The organism is Paraburkholderia solitsugae, from assembly GCF_013177695.1.
GTDB classification, from domain to species: Bacteria; Pseudomonadota; Gammaproteobacteria; order Burkholderiales; family Burkholderiaceae; genus Paraburkholderia; species Paraburkholderia solitsugae.
This window is the reverse complement of the sequence record NZ_WOEY01000074.1, coordinates 21,526-46,251: the sequence shown is the minus strand read 5'-3', so window position 1 is coordinate 46,251 and position 24,726 is coordinate 21,526. Positions and strand designations below refer to the sequence as shown.

The window sequence follows — 24,726 nt, the reverse complement described above, 5'->3', positions numbered from 1 at the left end:
ACCCGGAATTGACCGGCGGCACCGCCGGTCAATTCCGGGTGATCCCAGACGATGATGCTCAACTGGTCGCCGATGCCAAGCCGGTAGTCGTAGGCGCCGCGTGTCTGCAGCGTCAGGCACGACAGCGGGCAGACGGCCGGCACCGCAGCCGCGCGTTGCTGGCGAAAATAGCCGACATCGATGATGTGCACTGGAAATTTTTCGGCGGTCTGCTCCGGCGGAGCAGGCGGCTCCAGCCGCTTGGTGTCCAGATAGGGTCCCGGCGCCAGTGAACAGGCGCATAGAGATGCGGCCGCGAGCCCTGCGGCAATTGTTCTGATAGTCATTTTGGTGGTCCCTCGCGTGAAGCAACGCGTTGATCGGTCAGCGCGCCGCCTCCTGCCATGCCCCGCGCATTGCGCGTAAACCAACTCGCCATTTGCGAAGCGCGAGTGCCACGCCGCCGCGCTCGAACGCCAACGACAATGCGCGCAGGAACCCCGGGTCCGCGCGATCGCCGATCAGCGTCGAGTAAACGACGAACGCCCATCGGCCGGGTGGCGTCAGGTATTCGCACATGATGAGTCGGAGATTGAATGACGCGTTATAGAAGGCGGCGTCGTTAAATGTGAAGCGCTGGTCTTCGTCGCTGCGCTGAGCCGGGAAATGCTCCACCAGCAGCGACGGGTCGTAGATCAGGGTCCAACCGCGCCGCTGCACGTCCAGACTGAAGGCCATCTCGCAGTGAACCTGCGCGCCGGTACCGCGCAAGCGGGCGTCGAAGCGCAGCGTGCCGATCGCCTCGCGGCGAAACGCCATGTTGACGCCCTTGAGCACCTGGACTTCGCGTGCCGCGCCGTGGCCGATATGGTGATTGCCGATGGTCCGGCCATACCAGCGCACGAGGCCGACGCGTGGCTTCTGCCCCTGCAGAATGCCATTGCGTTCATGCACGATGTCGCGTCCACCGAGGCCGCCGAGCGCCGGATCGGTGTCGAACGCGAGGGCGATCCGCGCGATCCAGTCGGAATGCGGCGCGGCATCGTCGTCGGTGAAGCAGAGCACGTCGCCGCTCGCGCTGTCGATGCCGAGGTTGTAGGCCGCGACCACGCCCGGCTTGTGCACCAGCACGATCCAGCGGCGCGGGTCGGGCCGGGTCGTGTCGCGCGTGCGCAACCAGTCGAGCGTCGCGTAGTCGTCGTGACGCGCTATCACGATCACTTCGTCGGCACGCCGCTCCTGCGCATCGAGTGCCGCGAGGCAGCGTGCGAGATCCGCCGTGCGCCGGTACGTCGGCACGATCACGGAGACTTTCACAGACGGTTTCCGAAGTGGCATGGTCAGAATGCGTTGCGGCCGACGAAACCCTTGAAAATCGTGATGAACACGATCTTCATGTCGAACCAGAACGACCAGTTGTGGATATAGAAGAGATCGAACTTGACGCGTGCCTCCATCTTTTCGACCTTGGTGGTGGCGCCGCGATAACCGTTCACCTGCGCCCAGCCGGTGATGCCTGGTTTGATCCGGTAGCGGTTCATATAGCCGTACACCTGATCCTTGTAGAGATCGTCGTGTTCGACCGCATGGGGACGCGGCCCGACCACCGACATCTGGCCGAGCAGCACGTTCAGGAATTGCGGCAGTTCGTCGAGACTGGTGCGGCGCATGAAGCCACCGAGCTTCGTGACGCGCGCGTCGTGGCGCGCGGCCTGCGTGACCCGGCCGTGCGCTTCGTGGTGCACGGTCATCGAACGGAACTTGTAGATCGCGAACGGCTGGCCGTCCACGCCCTTGCGGGTCTGGCGGAAGAACACCGGCCCCGGCGAGCTCAGCTTGATGCCGATCGCGAGTGCGACGAACACGGGCGCGAGCACCAGCAGCGCGGCCGCCGCGAACAGGCGGTCGAAGATCAGCTTGGGCCACATCTGCGGCGACGAGACGGGCGTGGCGCTCAGATTGAGCGTCGGTAAACCGACGACATCGACCAGCGCGTGGTTGAAAAGCGAGAGGCTGCGTACATCGGGAATGAAGCGCAGATTCACGAAGTCATGTCTGAATATGCGCGTGAAGCGATAGATCATATGTTCTTCTGAGAGCGGCAAAGCGAGCCATACCTCGTTCACATGCTCTGCGCGCACCTTGGCGGCGAACGCATTCAGATCGGTCAGCACGGGCAAGCGATTGAGACGCACGCCGTAGGTGCCAGCCGCTTCGATGCTGGTGTCGAAGACGCAGACGGGCCTGAAGCCGGCTTGTGGCGCGTGGTTGAGATGCGCGAGCAAGGTACGCGAGAAACCGGGCGCACCGACGATCGCGACCGTGCGGAAGTTCATGCCGCGCCGGCGCACGCTCTGCAAGGCCACATGCACGAGGCACTTGGTGGCGACGATCAGCGCGCCGGAGATCAGCGTCGAGTACGCGAACCACAGCCGCGACACCGCATCCATGCGGTGCAAGGTGAACGCCAGCAGAAGGGCGGTGGCGACCACCACCAGCCACGCGGCGGCGACTCTCAGCAGCATGGCAGGCAGCGCCTTGCCACGCCACGTTTCATAGACGCCGAAGCCGGGAAACATCAGCAGCACGAGCACACAGTTGAAGGCGATCAGAAGACGCTCGGTGTCAGACAACGCGATCGGCGTCGAAAAACGCATCCAATGAGCGAGCAGTCCGCCCGCAATCACAAAGAGTGCGTCGAGACATCGCGCAGTATTCCTGAACATGTAGATCTACCCTGTAATCGAACGATGCAGCCCTTGATCGATTGCTTATTCGACGGTTTCGGCCTGACGCAGGCGCGGCAGCAGGCGATCGAATTCGCGCTTGACGAGGCCGTAGCATTCGCAGGCGCGCGCTTCGAGACCTTTGCGATCGAGTACCTTGATGTGGCCGCGGCTGTGATGGATCAGGCCTTCGTCGTGCAACTTGCCGGCCGCTTCAGTGATGCCTTCGCGGCGCACGCCGAGCATGTCGGCGATCAGTTGCTGGGTGACCGTCAGGTCGTTCGATGCCACGCGGTCCACTTCGATCAGCAGCCACCGGCACAGTTGCTTGTTCAACGCGTGGTGGCGATTGCAGGCCGCGGTTTGCGCGACTTGCGTGAGGAGGGCGTGCATGTACAGCAGCATCAGGCGGCGCAGGAAATCAGAGCGTGCGAATTGCTGCTTGAGCGCCTGTGCGCTCATCCGGTAGGCGAAGCCGGCGCATTGCACCTGCACGCGGTTCGGCATGGTTTCGCCGCCTGTCAGCACGGGCACGCCGGTCATGCCTTCGCGGCCGACCGCGGCGATTTCGACCGAACTGCCGTCTTCCATCGTCGAGAGCATCGAGATGATCGCCGTGGTCGGGAAGTAGACGTGATGGATGCGTTGACCGGAATCGCACAGCAGCTGTTCGGTGCGCAGATGAACCAGCTCGAGATGGGGGGCAAGGGCTTGCCATTCGTGGGACGGTAATGCACCGAGCAAATGGTTGCCGTGCAGATCTGATTGAAGTGTCAACATGATCGGTCCTCGCTGAAGCCGCGCGCAGCGTGACTTCGTGTTTTTTGATCCGATGCCTGCATCCTTGAATAAACGACGTGCTGCCTGGCGAGCAGCGAGGGATGGACAGGAACGGCCCCGTATTGGCCTGATGCATCACCGCCGTTCTTGTGGATCTGGTTGCGGCGACGCGGTGCTGCGCTTTCTCTTTAGCGAGGAGCGTGCCAGCCCTGGGGAAAACGAGTGCTGGTGCGGCGCAGCGAACCAGGCTTTAGCGATGCGCGAAGCCAAATGTGGCTTTTTGTTTCAATTCTGTACAACGCCTGCTTAACGCGCGGCCCCTTCGCAGGGTATTTCTATTCGAGTCAAGTCCTTGACCGGATTGGGTTAGAGGCCGATGAGCATACCTTTGCAGGGGGTGTCTCACAGATGAAATAGGCTTTGTGTGCGCGTTGTCGGGGGTCGTCCGGGATGTGCCGGAATTGATTCAGATGTGTTCTATGCGTTGCGCACGGTTTCGCACGCGATGTCTCTTTTTGAAGATCAGGAAGTCGCAAAATAACTAACAGTGATTCTGTAGACCAGACAGGTGAATTCGCGCAGCGCGAGGTTTTACGCGGCTTGCGAAGGCATAGCTAGTTGAAGGACGACAATCAACCGTAAAAGGTGGCGGAAATCGCATTGATCGCGCGTACTTCGCCTGCGGGTGCCTCGCATGTTGCGTCAGCTTTAAACACCGCGTTAGATGCACGCGCAACGAATTGTTCAACGGGGAGGAGCGGCACGACGCAGGGGCGGTTCGGCGGCAGATGGAACCAGTCGTGCGCTGCGCGGTAATGCGTGTCAATGATATGAACGAAGCGCGCAAAGCGCTTTGCTTCGATGATCAGCTGCCAGCCGTCGGCGCTGCGTTCGGCGCCGACCGTGAGGCCGAGGTCCTGACGTTCACCCGCGCGCCGCTCCGGCAGATGAGCCGCTTCTGAAACGATCCGGCCGCTCGCCGGATCGCGTAGCGTCGCAATCGTGACGTCGTGGGCGCGCGGACCGAAGCGGTAGGCGTGCGTGAAATCGAAGAACTGGCCGAGGCACCCGGCCGCGCTGATGCGCTGCGAGCTGTGCGGCGCCAGTTCGACCGCGCGGCTGGCCGACGCGACCTTGACGCTGCCCTCGCGCAGGCAGACCAGCTCCAGTTGCGCGCGCAACGGCTGAGCACGTTCGTTCACCAGATGAATATCGAGGCCGTTGAGGCCTTCGTCGGTCAGGACCACCTGGATGGGTTGCAGCGTCCGCGCGAGGCCGTGCAGGGCGCTTTTAGGCCGTCCTGTGGCGTCGATCAAGCCCCAGCCTGCACCGGGGCGCAGATCCTGGAGTTGCCAGACCAGCGCGCCGCCGCATGTCGAGCCGGCGCGCCGCCATTCGGCGAACACGTCGCCCATCAGCTCGGCGACCACCGCGCGTGACAGATCCAGATAGCGCTCGGGGTCTTCGTAGCGCAAGCGCGCCGGATCGACGCCGTAAAGCGTCTGAAGATAATGATCGCGCACATCGTCGAAATCCCAGCCGGCGCCGGGGTCGCGCGGCACCGCCGCTTTCCAGCGCGGATCGTGCAGATGGATCGTGCCCAGCGCGTCGTGCAGGGTGGCGTCGTCGGGCACGTTGGCGAAGGCGAGGCATTCGGCGGCGAAACGGACCTGCGCACGGCGCACGTCGTCGAGCGGGCGTTGATAGGCGCCCACACCGTAGTAGTGCGTGATGCCCTCATTAGTCGAAAACGGCCACGCGCCGCCCGAGGGCGAATTGCTCACATACGGAACATCCGGCCGCTCGCGCGCGACGATGGCGGGTAATTGCTTGGTAAAAAGTGGTTGCGCGCGCATCGAAGCGGGCAGGCCGAACATGGCCGCCTGCTGGTCGACTTCGCTACCCCCGCACAGCACCGCGAGCGATGCGAAGCGCCGCGTGCGGGTCAGAAATTGCGTCGCTTCGCGCTCGATGGAAGCGCCGAAGTCGGCGTCGTTCGGGTAGTCGAAATTCGCCAGCGCAAAGTCTTGCCAGACGAGCAGGCCGTATTCGTCAGCAAGCGAGTAGAAGGTGTCGGACTCGTACACCATCGTGCCGCCGACCCGCAGCATGTTCATGCCTGCATCGCGAGCAAGCGCGAAAGCGTGGCGAAATTGCGCCTCGGTGCCGCTCAGCGTGACGAGATCCGCGCTGGTCCAGCAGGCGCCGCGGCAAAACACCGGCGTGCCATTTACGCGTAATGCGAAGCCCGTACCGTCCGCGCCGCGATCCACTTCGATGCTGCGAAAGCCGACCGATCCCAATGAATGGGATTTCGCGCACTCGTCATCAAGCTGCAACGTCAGAGGATATAAAGCGGGTTCGCCATGCGTGTGCGGCCACCAGCGTTCGGCATGCGGTACACGCACGCTGCCGGTCAGTGTATATGCATCGCGCCATTGCAAAGACGAAACAACGCCACCGCAATTCAATGAGGCGGCGCACGCGCCGACTTCATGCGGATGAAGGAAATGTAGCGTCAACGAAACAACGCCGTCGTCGTCCTCGAGTCGGCTTGTCAGATCAATCGTGTCGAATGCGTGCGGCGCGTCGCTCAACATTTCAATCGGCCGCCATGGCCCGACTGCCTGCACCGATGGACACCATCCCGGCATATGGCCGAGCAGGGTGGTGCGCACGTTGCGCAAGGTGGAAGGTGTGACGAGCCGCGGCCGCCAGCGGGCACGGGAGCGTTTTGCCGCTAGCGCCGGGGTTAGCGAGCGAAAGCACAGCGCGAGCGTCGCGCTGCCGTGCAGTTCGATGTCGAGATCGTGCGCGACGAACATCGAATCCGACGTCAGGCGCCGGGTGCCGTCGAGCCAGACTTCGGCGAGCGTGGCGAGGCCGTGCAGGCGCAAGCGGCGTTTGCCGGTACCGGTCAGCGTGAGCTTGTACCAGTGGTCGTCGAAGGCGAGCGGTGGCGGATTCGCGGTGTCAAGCAGGCCCGCGGCGCGGCGCGCGCTCGCCACCGTGCCGGGGACTTGCGCGGCGAGCCAGCCCTGCGCGGGCAAGTCGGCGGGCGACGCGCAGGCACCGGCCGGCGTGCTGACGCACTGCCAACCCGTGTCGAGTTGCCGCGGCCAGAGGTGCAGGGATTGGGCGTTGGCCGCGGCGACGGCCGCGGTCATGCCAGCAGCTTCGGCCGTCTCAGCAAACACCGGCGGAAGCGAGTCGTCTTCATCCGGTAGCAGGTCAGTCGTCAGCGCGTCCACGGCGATTTCCTGAAGCTCGACTCGAGCTCGTCAAAGCACAAGTGCGGCGAGCGGCGGCAGCGTCTTTTCATAGGCGCTTTCGAGCACGTCGAAGCAGTCTTCGCACGGATCGCGGCGTCCGCGCGCGATGGCCCGCACGAGCCGGAACTGCATCACCATCGCCTCCGATGCGATACGTTGCGCCGCCTCTGGGATTGACGCCGGCACCTCGAAGCCTTGCGCGGAGAGCCACAACAGATACTTCGAAAGAAACTCGAAGTTCGCGCCGAGCTGCCGCATCAGGTTGAACGAGTACGGATGGAAGAACGTCTCGCCGCGTTCAAGCAGCGTATCGAGGTGCGCGGGAAACGCGGCGCGCCACTGCGAGATCGGATTGGTCAGTGGCCGCCGGTTTAGATGCGCACACAACAATTCCGCCGATGCTTCGGCGAGCGCGGTGCCCTCCAACGCGGGCCGCGCCTGCTTGGCGAATTCGACGTACGGAAACAGCAGATCGGGCTGCTGCGCGAATTGCGGCAGCTTGCGAAACACGCCGTCGTAGTCTTCACCGTCGAGCAGGTAATAGCCTGTGTTGTGGAAATAGCCGAGGCGGCGCGCCGGCGGATCGATAAAGTCGATCCCTACCGTGGTTTTCGGATGTTCGCGCCGATACGACGTGGCACGCGTATTCGGCAGGTAATAGCCATCCACTTCCACCAGCACGGTATGGCCGCGCGAGGTCTGCGCGAGCACGCGGGCTTCGAGCGAGTCGTAGATCGCCAGTTCCTGCACCTGGGTGCCGTATAGCCGTTCGAGGTCTTCGAGCGGGAATTTGAAGAACGTGAACTGATCGCCTTCGAAGTCCTGCGTGACGGTAAAACCGAGCGCCGCGCGCGGATCGAGCCCGAAGCCGTGCAGCAATTCGATCCACAGGTCGACGTAGCAGTTGGTTTCCTGCCAGACGCGCTCGCCTTGATGCAGCGCGTGCGGCGCGTGCTGGCGCAGCGCCGCTGCGGGCGCAGCCGCGCCGCCCGCAGCCGGCAGATCGAGCCGGCGGGGCAACGGGAAGGGGGATTGCGCGCCCTTCGGCACGGGGATCGGCGAGGGATTCATGCGCTATCTCCGGCACCCTGCACAGCCACCCCGGAAGCCGGCGGCATGGACTGCATGCCCTGCGTCACGCGCGCCTTGGTGTCGCCCCACAGCAGCGCGCGCACATCGTCCGGCCACGCGTCGACGGCGAGCCCATGATGACGGAACAGCGCCAGCGTGATGCGCTCCATGCCGAAGCCGACGCAACCCGTGTGCGCCACCGCGCCGTCTTCGCACGCGATTTTCCAGATCGCGCCGAAGTGGTCCATGTGATAGTTGAACGAGAGGCACGCCGTCTTGCTGTCGGGGTTCGCCACCGGAATCAGCAGTTCGAATTTGAGCGCCTGGGCACGCTGGCTATCGGCGACGATCTTGCCGCCGCGGCCGAAGAACGGATCGTTGGCGAGATCCACTTCCACCGGGAGTTGCAGCAGCGTAATCAGCAGCGAGCCGCGTTCGACCCACATCTGCCGGAATGCCATCACCTGCTCGGCGTTGCCGAGGCGCACGTATTCGCGCTGCCGGAACATCTGCATGCGGCCCGGATCGAGCGACGGTTCGTGGCGGAAGCAATACGACAGCACATCGATGGTGCGGCCGCCGGCGGGCAGCGGGCCGCGCCGCGCCATCACCGGATAGATCGGATAGCAGGCGGCCGGCGTGAGCACCACGCGAGTCGGCTTCTGCTGCGCCATCCATTCTTCGCTGCGTTCGTCGTCGCGCTCGGTCACGGCGTCGTCGAGTGCGCGCAACAGGCGCTGGTGGCCCATGTCGTTGCCGCAGAACGAGTGGATCGTGCCGGCGAGGTTCGGGAAGCTCTTCAGATATTCGCTGTCTTCGAAATCGGTGCGGCGCATGGCGGGCGGAAAGCGCAGCACTTCCGGCTGCTGGTCCGCGCCGAGATGCGTGATCGCCACGTTCAGGCGCTCCACCACGTCTTCGAAAATCTGGCTGCGGCCGTACAGGCCGTTTTCGCCGGTATCGATCAACAGGCCTGCAGCGAGCAGCTCGTCGCGGAAAGTCGGCGCCGCGGGTTCCGGGGCGGCAGCGGCCAGCGCGGCGGTATCGGTCATCGTGTTCATGTCAGGCTCTCCCCGGGGGGGCAGGACGCTGCGCGAGCAACAGGCTCGCCGTGTTCTGCGCGATACGGTCGTTATTGATCATCAGCGGCGCGGAGTAGAGGTCGCGCAGATGCCGTCCCACGCTGTATTCCGTGCCGTTCTTGTAGCCTGCCATGCCGCAGATCATCAGCACTTCATGCACGACTTGTAGCGCAGTGGTCGAGATGCTGGTCTTCAGCGTATTCATGTCGGAGGCGAAGCCGAGCATCGCCGAGAGCGGCGCATCGGCCTGGCAGCCGCCGTGCCGCGCGTGGTGGGCGGTGCGTGCCGCTTCGAGCGCGACCGACAGACGCGCCTGCATCATCTGCAGCAGACCGACCGCTTCGGCGAGGCGCAGGCCGGCCGGCGGAATCGAGCCGGGCTTCGAGCGGGCCTGCGCACGGAAGAAGGCTTTCGCGCGATTGACCGCGTCGCTGGCCACGCCGGTCCATACCGAGGCCCACAGCGTGTGCGAGACCGGCAGCATGGTCTGATCGGCGATATCGGCGAAAGGTGTCGGCAGGATCTGCTCGGCCAGCCCCGTGGCGACGAGCCGGAAGCCCTCGCTGCAGGTGCCGCGCATGCCCATCGAATCCCAGCCGCCGCGCTTTTCCAGTTGCGTTTCTTCACGTAACGCGACGATCAGCACCTGGTCGGCCGCGGCCGATTCAGCGGTGCGACGCGCGGTGACCAGAATGCCGTCAGCGTGCGCGCCGTACGAGATCGTCGGCGCGAGCTTTTCGATGCGAAAGCGCGGGTTGTCTGGCGCTCCGTCGAGTTCGACCGAGCAGGCGCTGGTGCGCATATTGCCGCCGATGGTTTCTTCGGAGGTCGCCGAAGCCAGCAGCCATTGATGCTCAACCAGTTGCGCGAGCAACTGCCGGTGCCAAGCCGACTCGCTGCCGTGCGCCTCGATGCAGGCCACCTGGATCTGATGCATCGCGTACACCATCGCGGTCGAGGCGCATCCCTGCGCGAGCATTTCGCAGATCGCGCCGACATCCGCGAGCGAGAGTCCCGCACCGCCGAACGCGGCCGGCACCATCGCCGACAGCAAACGTTCGCGCTTGAGCGCGTCGAAAGCTTCGTGGGGAAAGCGCGCTTCGCGGTCCACCGGATCGGCGAACTGCGCGGCCACAGCGGTGCAGCGCTGCGCGGCGGCGCGCCAGCCGGGTTCGGATTCCACCGTGCTCAGTACGACGCCTGCGCCGGCGGGTTGCGCCGCAGCGGGGTCGGCGAGCGGCGCCGCCACTGCGGCTGTGTCCAGCAGCGGGGCGTTCATGCGGCCGCCTGTGCCCGTTGCAGCTCGGTGACCGCGGCGGCCATCGAATCGATGCTGGAGAACAGCCGGCGCGTCAGCATGCGGTCTGGAATTTCGATGCCGAATTCATCTTCGATGGCGAGCATCAGATGCACTGTGGCAAGCGAGGACAGGCCCGCGGCGTACAGATCGGCGTCGTCGGCCAACGTGTCTGGCGGAACGTCGAGACGGGCTGATTCGGAAAGGATGCGTCGCAGTGCGGTTTTCATGTTGAGGTGCCCCCTTGTTGGTCAACGGTCTCTCGAATGTTGCTGACGTAAAACGAACGGATGTCGTCGTTTCTGGGTGTCTATCGCAGCGCGTGACGTCATCGCGGCGCGTCTTGTGGCGGTTCGGTGCGTAGCTTTGTCGCGCAGGCACGGTGCCCTGAAGCCGTTTTGGCGGTTTCTTGCTACACCATGTCCCGTCGCCCCGTATTTAAGAATTGTCAAAGCCCAGCGTCAGTGCGATGGCGCACGGAAACACGCGTTTCGCGGACGTACCGTGTAGCCATGACAACAGGCCGGCGTGTCGAGCCAGGCTGGCGAGGACGGCGTGCGACGCCGGCCTCGCTGAACTTATTTACCGCTGGGGAACGTGATGAACTGGAAAACGCTGGACTTCGAGCAGCTTTCGGCACGCGAGTTGTATCTGATCTTGCGAGCCCGCAGTGCGGTCTTCGTGGTCGAGCAATCGCACGTCTGTCTTGACGCCGATGGCCGCGACGAGAACGCGCTGCACGTCTTCGCAGTCGAGGACATGACACGGCCCATGCCGATCCTGGCCTATGCGCGCCTGCAACCCGGCGACGCCGAAGATCCGGAAGTCACCATCGACAAGGTGCTGACGAGCCCGCTGCGGCGCGGCGACGGCACCGCCGAACAGCTGCTCGAACGGGTGCTGCAGGCGATCGCGGAACGTTGGCCGGGGCACGCCGCGCGCGTGAGCGCGCCGCTCGGGTTGCGCGACTTCTACGAGCAGTTCGGTTTTCGTAAAACGGAAGGGCCGTACCTCGAACATGGCGTGCCGTTCATCGGTTTGACGCGCCAGGTGCGCGGCAGCCAGCCGTTCTTCGGCATGCGGCGCCGCGAGCGCGATGGCGTGGCGCTCGTCAATACCTTCGAGCTCCTGTAATGGTGCGGATGCTGATCACGCCTTCCACGCAGGTCGGACTATCGACGTCGCCAGGCACACCGCGCACGCTGCCCGGTGAGGCGCTCGCGCCTGATCGGGCCGTGCCTGCCGCCCAGGCAGCCCGCACGCGGCGCAAGGGCTTGCGTCATCCTCTGAGCTTGCCGTTGCTGCTGTTTGCCGCGACCTTGGGCTTGATCCTTCTGCATCAAGGCCGGCTGGTCGAGTACTTCTTTCCGCTCGGCGCGTTCGGCGTGGCGGCGGTGTTGTACTGGCGCTCGCCCGCGCATTACATCGGATTCGTCTGCTGGCTGTTTTTTCTGACACCGGAAGTGCGGCGCCTCGCGGACTTCGTCAACGGTTCTTTCAATGAGCAAAGCCCGATCATGGTGGCGACCTTGCTCGCCGTCGCGCTCACCGGTCTGACCTTGATCCGGCGTGCCGCCTTGCTGGGGCAACGCCGTGCGGCGCCGCTGGTGCTGATCGTGATCGCGCTCCTCTATGCCTTTGTCGTGGGCATGGCGCAGGCCGGTCCGGCGGCCGCGACGTTTACGCTGATCAACTGGCTGTATCCCGTGATGGTGGCGTTTTATCTCACCGTGACGTGGCGCCACTATCCGGACTATCACCGCGTCCTGCTCAAGACCTTCGTCTATGGCGGACTCCTGATGAGTGTGTATGGCCTGCTCGAGTTCGTTTCGCCGATGCCGTGGGATGCGTTCTGGCTGATCTCCTCGAAGATGCTGTCCGAGGGGCAGCCGGTGCCGTTCGGCATGCGCATCAGCAGCACGATGAATTCATGCGGCCCCTTTGCCGTCACGCTCATGACGATTCTGCTGATGTCGCTGGCCGCGCGGGGCAAAGCGCGCATTGTGCTCGGCTGCGTGGGGATTCCCGCGCTGCTGCTCACCAGCGCGCGCAGCACGTGGGGCGGCTTTGCGATCGCGCTGGTGTATTCCTTCGCCATGCTCGACGGCAAAAACCGCATGCGGCTGATGGCCGGCGTGCTGGGGCTGGCCGTGGTGGCCGCGCCGCTGATGATGATCGATCAGGTCGCGGAACCGGTGATGCAGCGGTTGAGCTCGATTCAGGACCTCGGCCGGGACGACAGCTTCCAGGCGCGCGCGGATTTTTATAAATCGTTCATGTCGTCGGCGCTAACCGATTTCGCCGGCCAGGGACTCGGCACGACCGGTCTTGGCAGCAAGCTGTCCAACGACACGGCGGCGCAGGCGATGCTCAATTTCGACAGCGGCCTGATGGAGGTGCCCTACGTGATGGGGTGGCCAGGCACGCTGCTTTACACGACCGGCATCGTCATGTTGCTGTGGCGCGCATATCGGGCGAGCCGCCAGCACCCGTCCGACCTGCTGGCGATCTCCGGCGTCGGCGTGGCCGTGGCGATTCTGTCGATGATGGTTTTCATCAACACGCTGACTTCGGTGTCGGGGATGTTTTTCTTTCTCGGCGTGACCCTGCCGGTGATTTCGCTGCGCTATGCGCGTGAACGCCACAGCGCGGTCACTGCGGCGCCGGCACGACCCTAAAAAATACCAATAAGAAGGACAACAGGATGCGGATTTTGATCGTCACCCACGTCGTGCGCAAGAACGATGGGCAAGGACGCGTCAACTACGAGATCGTGCTGGCGGCGCTCGCAGCCGGTCATTCGGTGACACTGCTCGCCGCCGAGGCGGCCCCCGAACTGGTGCAGCACCCGCATGTGCGCTTCGTGCAGATCGCCCGGAGCCGGCTGCCGACCAAACTGGCCCAGTACCAGATATTCGCATGGCGTTGCGGTGCGTGGATCCGTGCACATCGTCAGGCGTTCGATGTGATTCACGTGAACGGCTTCATCGCCTGGGCGCGTGCCGATGTCAATGCGGCGCATTTCGTTCATGACGGCTGGTATCGCTGCGGTTTCTATCCGTTCCGCCTGTTGCGCAGCTTCTACGATGCGTATCAGGTCATCTACACGCTGCTGAATATCGGCTGCGAAAAATGGGCCTTCCGGCATGCGGAGGTCATCGTGCCGGTCTCGCATGCGGTCGCCGCCGAGGTACGCGCGCTGGACATCGGCCGGGCGCAACTGCACGTGATTCATAACGGTGTCGATGTCGACGAATTCGCGCCCGGTGCGCCTGAGCGGGCCCGCTTCGGTCTGCCGTCAGCGCCGTTCATGCTGCTGTTCGCGGGTGATCTGCGCATGTCGCGCAAAAATCTCGACACGGTGCTGCGTGCACTCGTGCACACCTCGGCCGATGTGCATCTGGCGGTCGCGGGGATTCTGCACAACAGTCCGTATCCGGCGCTGGTGGCTTCGCTCGGGTTAACGGAACGGGTCCACTTCACGGACATGGTGATGGACATGCCCGCATTGATGCGTTCGGTCGATGCGTTCGTGTTCCCCTCGCGTTACGAACCGATGGGACTGGTGCTGCTCGAAGCGCTGGCCGCGGGATTGCCGGTCATTACCGTGCGTACCGCGGGCGGCGCCGAAGTGATTACGGCCGGAAGCGGCATCGTGCTCGACGATCCCAACGATGTGGCCGCGCTAGCTGCCGCGATCGAACGCCTTGCGAGCGATCGCGAATACGCCCGCCGGTTGGGGCAGGCGGCGCGTGAAGTCGCCAGAACCTTGAGCTGGCAGGCGATGGCGGAGCGCTATCTGTCGCTCTATGAGCAGGTGCATGCGCGGCGCACGGCGCAATCGTTGCCGGCCGGCTGTGCGACCGCATCGGTGGACCTATGAGCGCGCCAATCGATTCGCTGCAGATCGGCATGCACTGGTTCAACGAGCGGCCAGGTGGCCTCGATCGCATGTTCAAGGCGCTGATCGATACGCTCCCGGCGCAGGGCGTCAATGTCCGTGGGATGGTGGCGGGCAGCCCCGCTGTGTTCGATGCGTCGGGCGGCAGCGTGCTGGCCTTCGCCGGCGTAGAGGCGCCGCTCGGCACGCGCCTGTGGGGCTCGCGCAGGCAGTCGCGTGCGCTGCGGGCGGCGAAGATGCCCGACGTCGTCGCCACGCATTTCGCGCTCTACGCGGCGCCGACCGTGGGCCTGTTCAGACACGTGCCGAAGGTCGTGCATTTTCATGGACCATGGGCGGCCGAGTCGTATCCGGACGGCGGTGGCGGCTGGTCGCGCGCGATGCGGGTTGCGCTCGAGCGCTTCGTGTACCAGGGCGGCACGCGTCACATCGTGCTGTCGCAGGCGTTCGGAGAGATTCTGCGCGAGACCTACGGCGTCGACGAGGAGCGCATCCGGATCGTGCCGGGCTGCGTGGACGTCGGGCAATTCGATATCCGCGTGACGCAGCGGCGGGCGCGTGAGCGCCTCGGTTTGCCGCTGGACCGGCCGCTGCTGTTCTGCATGCGGCGCCTGGTCTCGCGCATGGGACTCGAGGACCTGATCGATGCGATGGCCATCGTCAAGCCCATCCTGCCCGACGTACTCCTGACGATCGCCGGCAAAGGGCCGCTGGAGGCGCAATTGCAGGCGCGGATCGCTGCGCGCGGGCTCGAGCGCCACGTGCGGCTCGCCGGCTACGTGCCCGACGACAAGGTGCCGCTCTGGTATCGCGCCGCCGATTTGACGGTGGTGCCGACCGTGTCGCTCGAGGGCTTCGGGCTCACGACGATCGAATCGCTCGCCGCCGGCACGCCGGTTCTGGTGACGCCGGTGGGCGGTCTGCCGGAAGCGGTCGCGCCGTTATCGGCTGAACTGGTGCTGTCCTCGGGCGGATTCAAGACGATCGGCGAAGGTATTGCCGATGTCCTGCTTGGCCGGCGCGTGATGCCGGACTCGCAAGCATGCCGCACGTATGCCCGCCGCCATTTCGACCGGCCGGTGGTCGCCGCGCAGGTCGCGCAGATTTACCGCGAAGCGATCGACGCGTTCTGACGCGTAAAAGATCATGCGACGCATTGCACGCAAAACCTTCGAACGGCTCGTATGCGCCGCCGCTCTGGCGTTGCCGGTGCTCGTGCTGATCGCGGCAAGTGGCTTCGGGGGCGGCACGACACTGGGGCCGGTGCAGACAGCCCAAGCCGCGCCGGGCACACACTTCGTGGCTTCCGCTGGCAAGCCCGCCGCCGAAGCGCGCGCCGCCGCCGCGCATCCGTCGCTGTCGTACCGCACTTCGTGGATCGGCAACACCTGGGGCTACGCGGATCATCGCTGGGTGCAGATCGACGTGCAGGCGCTCGCTGTCACGCCTGATGGCGACGTTTTCACGAACGCACCCTGGGACGAAGGCGGCGGTGAGATCGGCCAGTACCGTAACGGTCAACTGGTTCGCTACGGCGGCGAGTCGCACGGCTGGGGCATGATGGGCGGCGACGCGATCGCCGTGAATGACGAATACGTGTTCGTCGCGCAAACCGTCGTCAGTCTCGGCAACGAAATGGCGCAACACCGGCGCATGCCGCGCGAGGGCGAACAGTGGACCGGTGTGGCGCGCCGCAGCCGCGCCGATATCCGCGACGGCGTGCCGTTCGCCGGGCAGGTGAGCTGGCCGGGCGGTAGCCGTCTGGCGTTTCTGCTGGTCTCGACTTTTTCGAGTAAAGAGGATTACGCGATCCGTGGGCTCGCCGCGGACGAGACGCGGCTCTTCGTGTCGAATCAGCGTGACAACCGCGTTCAGATCTTCGACGCGCAAACCATGCAGGCGGTCGGCAGTTTCCCGGTGCACGAACCGGGCCGTCTCGCGCTTGGCGCCGACGGCTCGCTGTGGATCGTCGAGAACAGCCGCACCGAAGGCGCCGAGCGCGTGGTCCACCGTGCGCGCAATGGCGCACGCCTGGGCGAGCTCGTCTTGCCGCCAGGCGTGGTGCCCGCGGATCTGACGGTCGACACACACGGACGGCTGCTGATCGCCGACAACGGCGCGCGCCAGCAGATCCTGATTTTCACGGCGAATCCTGACGCAGCGGCATCCAGCGCCGCGCAGCCGGGCGCGGGCATGCACCTGTCGGCGAGCTTTGGGGAAGAGGGCGGCATTTATGCCGGCCGCGCCGGTGCGCCGGGGCCGCGGCGCTTCAATGGATTGACCGGCGTCGGCGTGGACCGGGCCGGCAACATCTACGTGTCGATGAACGGTGCGGGACCGCGTCCCATCGGTACGGGTCCGAGCACTTACGACGGTGCGTTGATCGAGAGCTATACGCCTGACGGTACGCAGCGCTTCAGTCTGCAAGGGCTGCTGTTCGTCGATGGAGCGCAGTTCGTCGATGGCGAACCGCCCTCGGTCTATAGCGGCAGCAAGCGCTTCACACTCGACCTGACACGCCCGGTCGGCGAGGAGTGGTCTTACGCCGGCTACACCGCCGACCGTTTCCGCTATCCCTACGATCCGTATTTCCATCTGTACCTTGGCGGCCAGCGCGGCATGCCGCTCGTACGCGACGTCCACGGACATCGGCTGCTCTATACGACGGACATGTATTCGTCGTATCTGCGTATCTATCGCTTTACAGCTGATCGCGAGACGGCGATTCCTTCGGGTCTCTTCGCGCAGTCGCACATCGACGGCGCGTGGCCGCCCAACCAGCCGCCGCAAGGTGAATGGATCTGGCGCGACGCGACCGGCAAGGGCGACTTCTCCGCCAGCGCGTTCGACCAGAACACCGACAGCACCGACGCGCCGCAGATGCGCGCGTGGTGGGTCGACAGCCGAGGCGATATCTGGCAGGGCACGGAGTCGCAGGGCATCCGCCTGTTTCCGTTAGAGGGTTTCGATCGGGTGGGCAATCCGGTCTACCGCTACGCCGCGATGCGGCAGTATCCGCCGCCCGCGCCGTTCTACCGCATCGCGCGCCTGAATTATTTTCCCGCCGACGACACGATGTTCATCTCCGGGTCGACACCGGTGCATCCATTTGTTCAGGACAACTGGAATAGCGCGGGTTCGCAACTGGCGCGTTATGACCACTGGAAGAGCGGCAAGCCGGTGCTGCGCTACGTCATCGGCTTGCCCGACCGCGGCGCACCCGACTGGTCGTCGATCAGCGGCTTCGCGGTGGCGGGCGACTACGTCTTCGCCATCGAATCCCGAAGCGCGATCGTGCGCGTCTACGACCGGGATACCGGACGCGATGTCGGCCGGCTCGAACCGGGCAAGGAAGTCGGTTCGACGAGCGGCTGGATCGATGTGCCGATGCCGCTGACCGCCCATCGCCTCGCGTCGGGCGAGTACCTCGTGCTGGTCGAGGAGGACGCACACGGCAAAGCGCTGATGTATCGATTCACGCCACAGACGGCGCCGCTCGCAGCGGCGCCCCCTCACTCAACGGACGTTGCGCAGACTCCATGAAAATCATCCATCTCGCCAATCACGCGCGAAGCGTCGGCAACGGTATCGTCAACGTGATGATCGACCTTGCCTGCCTGCAGGCGCGCGCCGGCCACGACGTCACGGTGGCGTCGGCGGGCGGCGGTTTCGAAAACCTGCTGGCGCGGCACGGCGTGCGTCACGTGCTGCTTCCCCAGTCGCCCAGGCCGTCGCGCGTGCCGGGCATGGTGGCGGGCTTCCGACGCCTTGTCGCGCAGGTCGACCCCGACGTGGTGCACGCGCACATGATGACGGGCGCGCTGATTGCACGCATGAGCGCGCTGCGGCGGCGTTTCGTGCTCATCACGACGGTGCACAACGCGTTCCAGCGGAGCGCCACGCTGATGCGCGTCGGCGACCACGTGGTGGCGGTCAGCGATGCCGTCGGGGTGGAGATGGTGCGGCGTGGCATCCCCAGGGCGCGCCTGAGCGTGGTGCGCAACGGCACGATCGGCACGCCGCGCCTCGCCGGCATGCCGGTTCCCGCGGCGCCGCAGTTGGCGCATCCGTGCGTCGTCACGGTGTCGGGCATGTATGAACGTAAGGGCATCGGCGATTTGCTGCACGCCTTCGCGTTGCTGACCAAGCGCCTGCCTGACGCGGTGCTGTATCTCGTTGGCGATGGGCCCGATCGCGCCGCGATGGAAGCACTCGCCGGGCAGCTCGGGATTGCCGGGCAGACGCATTTCGAAGGCTTTGTTGCCGACCCGCGTGCTTACCTCGCGCAGGCCGACGTGTTTGCGCTGGCATCGCACTACGAAGCGGCCGGACTAGTGCTGTGCGAGGCGCGCGAGACGGGACGCGTGATCGTGGCGACTCGGGTGGGCGGCATTCCCGAAATGCTGGATGACGGCGAGGCCGGTCTGCTGGTGCCGGCTCACGATCCGGCCACGCTGTCAGAGACACTCGGGCTGCTCCTGACCGATCGCGTCGCGCATGCGGCGCTGGCTGCGCGGGCGACGCAGAACCTCGACACGTTCAGCGTGCAGCGGGTGAGTGACGGCTATCTGTCGATCTACGAACGCACGCTGGCCCGTTGCCAGCCGCGCCGCTTTGCGACCATGGCGACGCGCAGCGGTAGTGTGCCTGGCATCGCCACGGCCACGCTCGCGGTGCCGGATGCCCTGAACAAGCCTTGAAAAGGCGGGTCACGAATGGTGGCCCGCTTCAACGCCCAGCTTCAACCCTCGTTACGACCGGTTGACTAACTTGCCGACAGCGTCACGCGCGTCCAGAGTTTGTAGACGACACGCCTGAGTTCGCTGGACCCATGCAGCGACATGCCCAGATTCGCCGCCGCCATGACGAGTGCCGCGGCGATGAGCGTCGGCAACGCGGTGATCGATTCGGAGAGCACCAGCGCGACGACCAGGAACGCGAGATGGACCACCATATTGCGCACGATGGACCAGGCATGCAGTCGCGCGAACCACAGCAGCACGGCATAGTCGAAAAGCGCCTTCGTCACGACGACGACGCCCGCGCCCATGATCCCGAACCAGTGAATCCCGCACCACAGCGCGCCGGCGAACACCGGCAGTTCGAGCCAGTTCACGCTCGCGATATAGGCAGGATTGGTCTGCGCCTGAATCAGAATCCCCAGAATGCCCGACTGGCCGCCCAGCCACACGCCCAGCACGAGCACGCTGGCAACGGGCGCCGCGGCCGCGACCGTCGGCCCCAGCCATAACGTCAGAAAAGGCTTGAGGGCGAACAGCGCGACGATCACGCACGGCGTGAAGGCGCCGTTCAGAAAGGCGAGGGAGCTATGCGCAAGTGCGTCGGCGTCGGCGCGCGAAACGGCTGACAGGCGCGGGAAGAGGGTGCGCACCATCGCAATCGGCAACAGATTCAGACGTGTGATGAGATTCTGCGGGGTGGCGTAGTAGGTGACGAAGCGCGCGCCCAGCAGTGCGCCGACCAGCACCCGGTCGAGTGTCGACGCAATCATGTTGGCGCCGGAGAACATCAGCATCCAGCGGCCATAGCGAAAGAGCTCAGTCATTACGCGCCATTGCGGCATCCGCACGCGGCGAATGCCGATCGCGCGGAACGCCGCCGCGCCGAGCAGCACGCCGGCTATCAGACGGGCCACCACCGCGGCAGGAATCACGACGGCGAGCGAGGGCGAGAAGCAGAAGATCGCCGCCAGCGGCAGCAACTGGAACAGCGCGGTGCCCAGGGTCTGGTTGATATTGAAGCTGGTGAAGCGTTCCACGCCGTTGATGGCGCCGGCAAACACCCACGAGACGTTCGCGATCGGCACGGCCACCGCGATCCACGGCAGGCTCGCCATCACCTCACGCTGAAAGCTGGGTTCGATCTTCACGCCGTGCGTGATGTAGAGAAACGTGCCGAGGTACACCAGCAGGCCGCCCACCATGCCGGTCCCCAGATTCATGAACCACGCGCTCCAGAAGATGCGCTCGATGGAGTCGTCATTGGCGGCGCGCGCCTTGGAGATCTGATTTTCGGTGGCGAGACTCGTGCCAAGATCAAGCACACCGAAGTAGCCGATGAGCGTCCACACCAGATTGATGACCCCATAGCGCTCGACACCCATCAGGTGGATATAGGCGGGCACGGTGACGAGGGAGATGAAGGTCGGCGCGATTGCTCCTGCAAAATTGATGAAGATGTTCTTGACGATACCTCTTTCCATGGTGCGCTGTTCCGGCGGGTGAAGGCATTGAATGGTGTGGTCGATCGTGGACGCTGTCGGTGCGCAGCCGCACCCAGCAGCGCACCTGAAACAATGGCGCCGGCCTGTCTTATGCCTCGATAGTGCACTTTCGCCCTCAGCGCATGTGTGGGTGGGCGTACAGATTGTCTTGGTCCGGCGGGGTTAAATGAAATCCGTGATCGGTGACGACGGCATGCCGCGGCCGCAAGCCACCGAACGTTTGAATCACGACTATCTGCGCGTGCCTGGGCGCGCGGGTGAATCAGCCGCCCTCTGGCGTTTTTTTGTAGTGGTCGAAAGTGGAGATGGGCCGGTGAGGAGCCTAGCGTGAGACCAGTATTGTTCGATGGCCGGTTCGGATGGTTGCATCCGGCAGAGGGGGCAAGTGGCGTCGTGCTGTGTTACCCGTTCGGGTATGACGCACTGTGTACCTATCGCGGCATGCGCCGGCTGGCCGAGCGGCTCGCCGCGCACGGCATGCCTGTGCTGAGGTTCGACTATCTGGGCACCGGCGATGCGGCGGGCGAGGGGGCCGCGCCTGGCTGCTGGCGCGCGTGGATCGACAGCATCAAGCAGGCCGTGGCGCTGCTGCGCGAAACCACAGGTGTCGAGCGTGTGACGCTGTGCGGGCTGCGGCTTGGCGGCACGCTCGCGGCACTGGCCGCTCAGGAACTCGGCGGCATGGATGGTCTGGTGCTGCTCGCGCCTGTTTTGTCGGGCAAGACTTATCAGCGCGAGTTGCGGGCGCACTACCGCCAGTGGCTGTCGATGCCGGGCGCGCTGGATTGCGAAGTCGAACCCGATACCGATGCATTCGTCGAAGCGTACGGTTTTCGCCTCTATCGCGACGCGCTGGAGAGCTTGCGCGCAGTCGATTTGCAGCGCGATGCCGGCTGGCCGGCCGAGCGTGTGTTGGTGCTCGATTCGCTGGACCCTGCGCGGGTCGACGCGCTGGTTGCGCACTATCGTGAGCAACGTGTGCAGGTGGAGCGGCAGTCGTTCGATGAGTACGGCAAGTTCATGCTGGAGTCGCTCGATAGCGAGATCCCGCAGGCGGCGTTTCGGTCAATTGAAGACTGGCTCACGCGCGCAACAGGAGAGCCGGTTGCGCGCGTGAGCCAGGCAACGGACTGTGACGCTGATTCCCGCGCCGGTCGAATTGCTGAACCTATGACGGATCACGTTGGCGACCATGCCGCAGGCCACTGCGTCGAGCCGGGCGTGATCGAAACGCCGGTGTGGCTCGACGGCGGCAGAATGTTCGGCATCTATTGCACGCCCGAATCTCAAGCTGCCCGTGCCGCGCCCGCCGTGCTGATGGTGAACACCGGCGCCGTATCGCGGATCGGCAATGCGCGGCTCGCTGTGCGCTTTGCCCGACGCCTCGCGCGACAAGGTGTCGTGTCGCTGCGTGTCGACCTCGGCGGTCTGGGCGACAGTCAGCCATCGCTCGATGCGCTGAGTCTCGATGCGCTGTATTCACAGGCGGGAGCCGACGATGCCGCGTGCGCGGCGCGTTGGTTGACGGCGCAAGGTCATCGCGGCGCGGTGTTGTTCGGCATCTGCGCGGGCGCCTTCGTCGGCCTGCACGCCGCGTCGCGTGAGCCGGCGGTGATCGGCGCCGTGCTGGTCAATTTGCAGAAGTTCACGTGGCGGAACACCTGCGATGAACACGGCAAGCCGTCCGTCCAGCTAGCCGCCCTCGGCTCGACGCGCAGGTACCTGCGCTCGATGTGTCAGCCGCGCAAATGGCTTCGCGTCGTGCGGGGACAGACGGGCGGCCTGCCGGTCGCGCGCGAGTTGACGGCGCGTTTCGCAGCCAGATTGGGCGCAACGTTCGCCGACAGGATCGAGCGCATGTGCGGAATCCAGCTTGGATTGAAGGACGAGCAACACCTCTTCACCGCGCTGCACGCACGGGGCGTTGATACGCGTCTTTTGTACGGTGCGCTGGACGAGGGTGTCGAGGAGCTCGAACGCAACTTCGGGGGGCGCGGCGGGCGGCTGCGGCGCTTCGACCGGATTGGCGTGGCCTTTTGCGAGCGCACCGATCACGCGATTCTGTCGGCCCGCGCGCAGGAAAACGTGATGTCGTACTTCGAGGATTTCTTCCGAAGCACTTTCGGCGAGACCCGTCGGCCCGAGCCATCCGTTGCAGTCGAGCCGCTCGATGCGCGGCTCGACTGGCGGCATGCGCGTGCCACACGGTGGCTTCTAAAACGTGCGCGCGCGCTTCGTCTATCAGGGGAAGCGTAATGGATACGCTGGACTGTCTCTCCAGCGCACTTCCACTCCGATGGAGCAAGCCATGAACAATCAATCCGAGTTGGACCGCGTCAACCGCGTCGCATGGAATTCGCCGGATGCCACCCGCGAATTCACGCTCGAGAAAACTTTCTCGGACCCCGGTGAGCAGGCCGCGTTCAAGTGGCTCGCGCCGCGCTGCGCCGGTGAGCCGTTGCTCGATATCGGTATCGGCACGGGCCGCACGATCCCGCTGATGACGTCGATCTCGAACGACTACACCGGCGTCGATTACACGCTGAAACTGCTGGAGATCGCAAAGTCGCGCTATCCCGACCTCGATTTGCGGCATATGGATGCGCGCGACATGTCGGCGCTGCCGTCGGGGCATTATGGGCTCGTGGAGTTCAGCTGGAACGGCATCGATTGCGTGGACTACGACGATCGCGTGAAGATCCTCGAAGAGATGTATCGCGTGGTGCGGCCCGGCGGGTATGTGCTGTTCTCTTCGCACAACCGCGGCGGCCCGGGTTATCGCGAGAACATCTGGCAATTGCTGCCGCAATTCACCTTCAATCCGCTCAAGCTCGGCTGGCGCACGCTGCGCTCGATGCGGAGTTTTCAGCTCGGCACGTTGAACTATATGCGCAACGTGAAGCTGAATCACGACTACGGCGACTATGCAGTGAAGACGGCAGCGGCGCACAACTTCGGCATTGTGATCGTCTATACGACGCTGCGTGAGCAGCGCCGGCAACTCGCGCAGATCGGTTTTCAGAGCGACGCGGTGTTCGGCAGTTGCGAAGGCAATCGCATTGCTGACGACGTGGAAACCAGTGACGCGTGGTGGTTTCACTTCATTGCGCGCAAACCGTTTGCCGCGTGCCGCTTCGACTGATTGAACGCTAACGGGAATGGCACATGAATCGCATCGTTGAACCAGGCAATCCGATTGCCTCGACGGCGGGCGTCACCGAAACGGCTACGTGCTTGTCCGTCCAGCCGGCGATGCTCGCGTGTGAGGCGTTTGCCGCGTGCCCCTCCGATTCGATCGCCCACGCGGTGATGGAGCGCGCCGGGGGCGACGCAAAGTCCGGCGCGGCCTGTCTTGACGCGACCGGTGCGAACGTGTTCGACGAGCGCCGTTTCCGCCATGCGCTGGGCCGTTTTGCCACCGGCGTCGTGGTGATTTCGACCGGCAGTGGCGGCGGGATGCACGCGATGACCGCCAATGCCTTCATGTCCGGATCGCTCAAGCCACCGCTGATCGTCGTGTCGGTCGGGCACCGTGCGCGCATGCACGAGCGTCTGATGAACAGCGCGAGGTTCGGCGTGAGTGTGTTGTCCGATGCCCAGGAACCCCATAGCCGCCATTTCGCCGGCGAGCCGCAGCGCCGGCTTGCGCCGCGTTTCGCGCCGGTGGACGGCTTGCCGGACGTGGTGCTGCTCGAACACGCCGCGGCCCGTTTCGCGGCGCGCATGGTGGACCGGCATCCGTGCGGCGACCACACGCTCTTTGTCGGCGAAGTGCTGGTGTTCTCGCTCGACGAACACGCGCCGCTGATCTTCTTTGGCGGGCGCTATGCGTCGGTGGGCACACCGCTTTGAGACACCCGCTTTGGGACACCCGCTTCGAGACACGGTTTACCTCACCGCTTGCCCTACCGGTCACCATGCCGCTCACAACCCGGCTCACGACGGGCGCCGGCCAAGGCGGCGAGTTCGCTGAGTTTCCTTTCAATTCGCCCGCGTTTTCTACATTTAACGACCGACGATGTTCGCCGCCTGACGTGTCGCATCGTTGCGCCAGTCCTTTTGCGCCTGTCCGGATCCGCCCAGGGGGTGTGGATCAGACAATTCGATTCACTACGTGCGTCTTCGCACTATGCAAATTCTGCAACGCAGGCACGCTTGAGACGCAAGCTTGTGGCCCGTCGAACCATGCGGCGTTACACGGACGAAACAATTCTTCAGAGGGATAACCCTCTCAGGACGTTTCCCAACTGGCGCAACCGTTTCGAAGCTAGCAACGTATCGTAAAAGAACAATGACACACCGATAAAACGACACACTTGGGCCGCTTGATCAACAGGCTACGCGGGGGCAAACACCGCTTCGGGGAGAGAGGGT

General features: G+C 64.6%; 18 protein-coding genes and 1 pseudogene. 9 read left to right on the top strand and 10 right to left on the bottom strand.

The genetic code is table 11. The features are described from left to right. The 9 genes and pseudogenes from GNZ12_RS18950 to GNZ12_RS18910 all read right to left on the bottom strand — a co-directional run. Window positions 1-326: pseudogene (locus GNZ12_RS18950) on the bottom strand (polysaccharide biosynthesis/export family protein); the annotation flags it as partial. Window positions 327-363: 37 nt separating this feature from the next. Further along, window positions 364-1,317: a glycosyltransferase family 2 protein gene (locus tag GNZ12_RS18945; RefSeq protein ID WP_172312467.1), complete on the bottom strand. Its 954-nt coding sequence runs from the start codon at window positions 1,315-1,317 to the stop codon at window positions 364-366. Between the two features lie 2 nt (window positions 1,318-1,319). Continuing rightward, on the bottom strand, window positions 1,320-2,705 hold the full coding sequence (locus GNZ12_RS18940; protein WP_172312465.1) for an undecaprenyl-phosphate glucose phosphotransferase: 1,386 nt from the start codon (window positions 2,703-2,705) through the stop codon (window positions 1,320-1,322). Between the two features lie 45 nt (window positions 2,706-2,750). Beyond that, window positions 2,751-3,485: a Crp/Fnr family transcriptional regulator gene (locus tag GNZ12_RS18935; protein ID WP_006048767.1), complete on the bottom strand. Its 735-nt coding sequence runs from the start codon at window positions 3,483-3,485 to the stop codon at window positions 2,751-2,753. A gap of 632 nt (window positions 3,486-4,117) precedes the next feature. Then, window positions 4,118-6,652: a glycosyl hydrolase 2 galactose-binding domain-containing protein gene (locus GNZ12_RS18930; protein WP_235993805.1), complete on the bottom strand. Its 2,535-nt coding sequence runs from the start codon at window positions 6,650-6,652 to the stop codon at window positions 4,118-4,120. A 114-nt stretch (window positions 6,653-6,766) separates the two neighbouring features. Continuing rightward, complete coding sequence (locus GNZ12_RS18925; RefSeq protein ID WP_172312461.1) at window positions 6,767-7,828, bottom strand: DUF1839 family protein; 1,062 nt, start codon at window positions 7,826-7,828, stop codon at window positions 6,767-6,769. After that, on the bottom strand, window positions 7,825-8,889 hold the full coding sequence (locus GNZ12_RS18920) for an amino acid--[acyl-carrier-protein] ligase (RefSeq protein WP_172312459.1): 1,065 nt from the start codon (window positions 8,887-8,889) through the stop codon (window positions 7,825-7,827). The genes GNZ12_RS18925 and GNZ12_RS18920 overlap by 4 nt, the downstream gene beginning before the upstream one ends. A gap of 1 nt (window position 8,890) precedes the next feature. Further along, window positions 8,891-10,189 carry an acyl-CoA dehydrogenase family protein gene (locus GNZ12_RS18915; RefSeq protein ID WP_172312457.1) on the bottom strand — a complete coding sequence of 433 codons (1,299 nt, stop codon included), beginning with the start codon at window positions 10,187-10,189 and terminating at the stop codon, window positions 8,891-8,893. Continuing rightward, complete coding sequence (locus GNZ12_RS18910) at window positions 10,186-10,437, bottom strand: acyl carrier protein (RefSeq protein WP_172312455.1); 252 nt, start codon at window positions 10,435-10,437, stop codon at window positions 10,186-10,188. Before GNZ12_RS18910 ends, GNZ12_RS18915 begins: the two co-directional genes overlap by 4 nt. A 370-nt stretch (window positions 10,438-10,807) precedes the next feature. Here GNZ12_RS18910 and GNZ12_RS18905 point away from each other — a divergent pair, with 370 nt between their 5' ends. Genes GNZ12_RS18905 through GNZ12_RS18880 form a run of 6 tightly spaced genes read left to right on the top strand, consistent with a single transcriptional unit; the run spans window position 10,808 to window position 18,808 of the window. Next, the gene (locus tag GNZ12_RS18905; protein ID WP_172312453.1) at window positions 10,808-11,341 is read left to right on the top strand and encodes a GNAT family N-acetyltransferase; all 534 of its coding nucleotides are present in this window, start codon (window positions 10,808-10,810) and stop codon (window positions 11,339-11,341) included. Next, complete coding sequence (locus tag GNZ12_RS18900; protein ID WP_172312451.1) at window positions 11,341-12,885, top strand: O-antigen ligase family protein; 1,545 nt, start codon at window positions 11,341-11,343, stop codon at window positions 12,883-12,885. The genes GNZ12_RS18905 and GNZ12_RS18900 overlap by 1 nt, the downstream gene beginning before the upstream one ends. 26 nt (window positions 12,886-12,911) lie before the next feature. Continuing rightward, entirely contained in the window at window positions 12,912-14,090 is a 1,179-nt protein-coding gene (locus GNZ12_RS18895) for a glycosyltransferase family 4 protein (protein WP_172312449.1), read from the top strand. Continuing rightward, on the top strand, window positions 14,087-15,241 hold the full coding sequence (locus GNZ12_RS18890; RefSeq protein ID WP_172312447.1) for a glycosyltransferase family 4 protein: 1,155 nt from the start codon (window positions 14,087-14,089) through the stop codon (window positions 15,239-15,241). The genes GNZ12_RS18895 and GNZ12_RS18890 overlap by 4 nt, the downstream gene beginning before the upstream one ends. 13 nt (window positions 15,242-15,254) lie before the next feature. Continuing rightward, on the top strand, window positions 15,255-17,651 hold the full coding sequence (locus GNZ12_RS18885) for an NHL repeat-containing protein (protein ID WP_172312445.1): 2,397 nt from the start codon (window positions 15,255-15,257) through the stop codon (window positions 17,649-17,651). After that, entirely contained in the window at window positions 17,648-18,808 is a 1,161-nt protein-coding gene (locus tag GNZ12_RS18880) for a glycosyltransferase (protein WP_172312443.1), read from the top strand. The genes GNZ12_RS18885 and GNZ12_RS18880 overlap by 4 nt, the downstream gene beginning before the upstream one ends. A gap of 65 nt (window positions 18,809-18,873) precedes the next feature. Here GNZ12_RS18880 and GNZ12_RS18875 read toward each other — a convergent pair whose 3' ends face one another. Continuing rightward, window positions 18,874-20,331, bottom strand: coding sequence for an oligosaccharide flippase family protein (locus GNZ12_RS18875; protein ID WP_172312441.1), 1,458 nt, complete (start codon window positions 20,329-20,331; stop codon window positions 18,874-18,876). Between the two features lie 348 nt (window positions 20,332-20,679). On the opposite strand from GNZ12_RS18875, the gene GNZ12_RS18870 reads away from it, so the two are divergent. The 3 genes from GNZ12_RS18870 (at window position 20,680) to GNZ12_RS18860 (ending at window position 24,204) form a co-directional block, all read left to right on the top strand. Continuing rightward, entirely contained in the window at window positions 20,680-22,608 is a 1,929-nt protein-coding gene (locus GNZ12_RS18870) for a serine aminopeptidase domain-containing protein (RefSeq protein WP_172312439.1), read from the top strand. Between the two features lie 52 nt (window positions 22,609-22,660). Then, window positions 22,661-23,494, top strand: a complete 834-nt coding sequence (locus GNZ12_RS18865; protein WP_172312437.1) for a class I SAM-dependent methyltransferase — start codon at window positions 22,661-22,663, stop codon at window positions 23,492-23,494. 284 nt (window positions 23,495-23,778) lie between these two features. Beyond that, window positions 23,779-24,204, top strand: a complete 426-nt coding sequence (locus GNZ12_RS18860; RefSeq protein WP_407947714.1) for a flavin reductase family protein — start codon at window positions 23,779-23,781, stop codon at window positions 24,202-24,204. Window positions 24,205-24,726 lie beyond the last annotated feature (522 nt).